The organism is Lyngbya sp. CCY1209 (assembly GCF_055795065.1).
In genome coordinates this window covers 1-287 of the sequence record NZ_JAYFER010000024.1, presented here as the reverse complement: position 1 = coordinate 287, position 287 = coordinate 1, and the positions used below count along the sequence as shown (strand labels likewise).

The 287-nt window shown below is 55.7% G+C and carries 1 protein-coding gene; it reads right to left on the bottom strand.

What is annotated here, in order from left to right:
• The coding region (locus AC0QHF_RS00120) for a Uma2 family endonuclease (RefSeq protein ID WP_324702166.1) at window positions 1-287 on the bottom strand (287 nt) is incomplete at both ends.

Genomic DNA, 287 nt, shown 5'->3' with positions numbered 1-287 from the left:
CCGGGAAGTTCTATTGGATTGTCCAAAACTTCGACTTCTTGTCCGGGGCGGTAGATTTCTACCCGTCGATTTTGGGGGTCAATCAACCATCCGAGTCGGGCACCATTTTCCAGATATTCCCGCATTTTTTCCTGAAGTTTGGAGAGGCTATCGGTGGGCGATCGCAATTCGACAACAAAATCGGGACATAAGGGGGCGAAACCCTGACGCTGTTCGGGTGTCAGCGCCTCCCACCGAGAGCGAGCTACCCAAGAGGCATCGGGGGAACGGGTGGCGCCGTTGGGGAG